Annotated in this window: 4 protein-coding genes; 1 reads left to right on the top strand and 3 read right to left on the bottom strand. The window is 68.8% G+C overall.

Going from position 1 to position 3,556, the window contains the following annotated elements:
• On the bottom strand, positions 1-713 hold a 713-nt coding region (sucD, locus tag B9G38_RS15305), incomplete at its 3' end, for a succinate--CoA ligase subunit alpha (protein WP_086220949.1).
• Positions 710-1,855 carry an ADP-forming succinate--CoA ligase subunit beta gene (gene sucC / locus B9G38_RS15300; RefSeq protein WP_086220948.1) on the bottom strand — a complete coding sequence of 382 codons (1,146 nt, stop codon included), beginning with the start codon at positions 1,853-1,855 and terminating at the stop codon, positions 710-712. The genes sucC and sucD, both read right to left, overlap by 4 nt.
• Positions 1,856-1,936: 81 nt before the next feature.
• On the opposite strand from sucC, the gene B9G38_RS15295 reads away from it, so the two are divergent.
• Positions 1,937-2,320 carry an ACT domain-containing protein gene (locus tag B9G38_RS15295; protein WP_086220947.1) on the top strand — a complete coding sequence of 128 codons (384 nt, stop codon included), beginning with the start codon at positions 1,937-1,939 and terminating at the stop codon, positions 2,318-2,320.
• Positions 2,321-2,338: 18 nt separating this feature from the next.
• Here the strand turns inward: B9G38_RS15295 and B9G38_RS15290 are convergent.
• Positions 2,339-3,556: class II fumarate hydratase (locus B9G38_RS15290; protein WP_086220946.1), on the bottom strand; the 1,218-nt coding region annotated here is incomplete at its 5' end.

The raw sequence follows: 3,556 nt of genomic DNA, 5'->3' as shown, positions 1-3,556 counted from the left end.
GTGCGCCCGGCGATGAAGCCGGCGACCGGCGTGTCCATGTGCTCGCCGATGAACTTCGCGGCCTGCTCCTCGTCCTCGCCGCCGATCTCGCCGCACATCACGACCGCGTCGGTGTCGGTGTCGGCCTCGAACGCTTCGAGGGCGTCGACGAAGGACGTGCCGATGATCGGGTCGCCCCCGATGCCGATCGCCGTCGACTGGCCGAGCCCGCGCTCGGTGAGGTTGTCGACGACCTGGTAGGTGAGGGTGCCGGATCGAGAGACCAGCCCGACGTTCCCCTCGGAGAAGATGTTACCGGGGAGGATGCCCAGTTTCGCCTCGCCGGGCGTGATGATCCCGGGGCAGTTCGGACCGATGAGACGGGTGTCGGTCTCGCTCAGGCGCTTGTTCACCTTCGCCATGTCCTGCGTCGGGATCCCCTCGGTGATCGCGACCGCGAGGTCGAGGTCCGTGTCCAGCGACTCGAAGATCGCGTCGGCGGCGAACGCCGGCGGCACGAAGATGACGGAGGCGTCCGCGTCCTCGGCCTCGACGGCCTCGTCGACGGTGTCGTAGACGGGGACGCCGTCGACCTCTTGTCCGCCCTTGCCGGGCACCGCGCCGGCGACGACGTTGGTGCCGTACTCGATCATCTGGCCGGCGTGGAACTTCCCCTCCCCGCCGGTGATCCCCTGGACCACCACTCTGGTGTCGTCGTCGACGAAAATGCTCATTGGGTCACCTCCTCCGCGTTCGCGACCGCGCGCTGGACCGCGTCCTCCAGCGTCTTCTCGACCTCGACGAGGTCGGTGTTCAGAATATCCATCCCCTCCTCGGCGTTCGTGCCGGCGAGCCGGACGACCACCTTCTTGGGGATCTCGTCGAACTGCTCTAGGGCCTCGTTGATCCCCTTGGCGACCTCGTCGCCGCGGGTGATCCCGCCGAAGATGTTGAAGACGACGGCATCGACGTTGTCGTCGGAGAACACCATGTCGAGCGCCTGCGTGACGCGCTCGGCCTTCGCCCCGCCGCCGATGTCGAGGAAGTTCGCGGGCGCGCCGCCGTAGTAGTCGACGAGGTCGAGGGTCGTCATCACGAGCCCGGCGCCGTTGCCGATGATGCCGACGTTCCCGGAGAGGCGGACGTAGTCGAAGCCGTACTCGCCGGCCTTGCGTTCGAGGTCGTCCTCGTAGGACGCCTCGGCCATGTCGGCCAGGTCGGACTGGCGGAACAGCGCGTCTTCGTCGATGTTCATCACGGCGTCCGCGGCGATCACGTCGCGGTCGCCCGTGATCATCACGGGGTTGACCTCGATCTCGGAGGCGTCGTTCTCCTCGTAGAGGTCGTACAGTGTCGAGAGGATCGAGGCCACGTCGAGCGCCACGTCGGCGTCGACGCCGGCCTCGTAGACGACCTTCCGGGCTTGGTACGGGTGGAGGCCGAACGCGGGGTCGACGTGTTCGCGCGCGATCGCGTCGGGGTTCTCCTCGGCGACCTCCTCGATGTTGACGCCGCCCTCGGTCGACACCATCAGGACCGGCTTCCCCTCGCCGCGGTCCATCGTGACGCCGACGTACAGCTCGTCGACGAAGTCGACGCCGGCCTCGACGAGGACCTGATCGACGGTGTATCCCTTCAGGTCCATCCCGAGGATCTCGTCGGCGTACTGCTCGGCCTCCTCGCGGTCCGTCGCGATCTTGATCCCGCCGGCCTTGCCGCGGCCTCCCACGTGGACCTGCGCCTTGATCGCGGCCGGGTACCCGATCTCGTCGACAGCGTCGAGCGCCTCGTCGACGCTCGTCGCGAGCCGGGAGTCCGGAACCGGGATCCCGGCGTCGGCGAAGAGAGACTTCGCTTGATATTCGTGAAGTTTCATCCGTGTGGGATCGGTACCGACACCGGCTTAAATGGTTCCGATTCGACGCGCCTCCTTTGGCATCGGGCGTCTGCTACCCCCATGGATCCCGCCGAATTCCTCCGGAACGGGACGGTCAGCGTCCCGGCGGAGACGCACGCGGTCTGCCGGACCGACGGCGAACACCCCGGCGCGTTCGCAACTGTCCGGGAGGTCGGTGAGACGACGGTGGTGGTCGACCAGGACGAGGCGGACGCCGTCGCGACCGACGCGGTCGAGCCCGGGTGGAAGCGCCTCACCTTCGAGCCCGAGCTCCCCTTCGAGCTGGTCTGGTTCCTCGCGGCGGTCGCGACGGCGCTCGCCGAGGTCGACGCCTCGGTGTTCGTCGTCTCGTCGTACGCGACCGACCACGTGTTCGTCAAGCGGGACAACCGCGCCGCGCCCGTCCGGCGGCTGGAAGCACTGGGCTGCGAAGTCGCCGACTGAGGTCGCCGAGCGGGCGGCTCAGTCCTCGTCGCCGAGGATGACGCGGTGGGTCATCGCCTCGGGGGCGAGCACCTCGTCGGCCTCCTCCTCGGTTAGGTAGCCGGCCTCGACCGCGGCCTCGCGGACGCTCTTCCCCTCCTTCAGGGCCGTCTTCGCGACCTTGCTGGCCTTATCGTAGCCGATCGCGGGGTTCAGCGCGGTCGCCAGCGCCATCGACTGCTCGACGCGTTCGCGCGCGAACTCCTCGTTCGCCTCCAGCTTCCCGACGAAGCGCTCGCCGAACGTCTCGGCGACGTTCGCGATCAGCTTCGCGGACTCGAGGAAGTTGTGCGCGATGACCGGCTTATAAAGGTTCAGGTCGATCTCGCCGCGCGCGGCGCCCGCCGAGACGGCGGCGTCGTTGCCGACGACCTGCTTGTGGACCTGGTTGACCGACTCGGCGACGACCGGGTTGATCTTCCCGGGCATGATCGAGGAGCCGGGCTGGTTCTCCGGCTGCTCGACCTCGCCGAGCCCGTTGCGGGGCCCGGAGGCGGGCAGCCGAAGGTCGTTGGCCATCTTGTTGAGGCTGCCGGCGATCGTCCGCAGCGCGCCGTGGCCCTCCGCCATCGCGTCGTGCGCGGCCTGCGCCTCGAAGTGGTTCTCCGCCTCGCGGAACTCGGTGCCCGTCTCGTCGGAGATGTACTCCGCGGCCAGCTCCGGGAACTCGGGGTGGGTGTTGAGCCCGGTCCCGACCGCGGTGCCGCCGAGGGCGAGCTCGCGGAGGTTCGACTGGACGCCCTCGGCGCGCTCGATCCCCTTCGCGACCTGCGTCCGGTAGCCGCCGAACTCCTGCCCGAGCCGGATCGGGGTGGCGTCCTGGAGGTGCGTGCGGCCGGTCTTGACGACGCCGTCGAACTCGGCCTCCTTCGCCTCCAGCTCCGCGTGGAGCGTCTCCAGTGCCGGCACGAGGTCCTTCTCGACGGCCTCCAGCGCGGCGACGTGCATCGCCGTCGGGATCACGTCGTTCGACGACTGCCCGTAGTTGACGTGGTCGTTGGGGTGGACGACCCGGTCGCCGATCTCCGCGCCCGCGATCTCGGCGGCGCGGTTGGCGATCACCTCGTTAGCGTTCATGTTCGAGGAGGTGCCGGAGCCGGTCTGGAACACGTCGACCGGGAACTGGTCGTCGTGCTCGCCCGCGATCACCTCGTCGGCGGCGGCGACGATCGCCTCCGCGGTGTCGTCCTCGACGAG

The sequence above is a fragment of the Halorubrum sp. SD612 genome, assembly GCF_002135005.1.
The sequence above is the reverse complement of the archived record's forward strand: the minus strand, read 5'-3'. Positions and strand labels throughout refer to the sequence as shown.

What these genes read in the sequence shown, in the direction of transcription:
- sucC (WP_086220948.1), bottom strand. Translation starts at nt 1,855, where the DNA reads ATGAAACTTCACGAATATCAAGCGAAGTCTCTCTTCGCCGACGCCGGG.
- B9G38_RS15295 (WP_086220947.1), top strand. Translation starts at nt 1,937, where the DNA reads ATGGATCCCGCCGAATTCCTCCGGAACGGGACGGTCAGCGTCCCGGCG.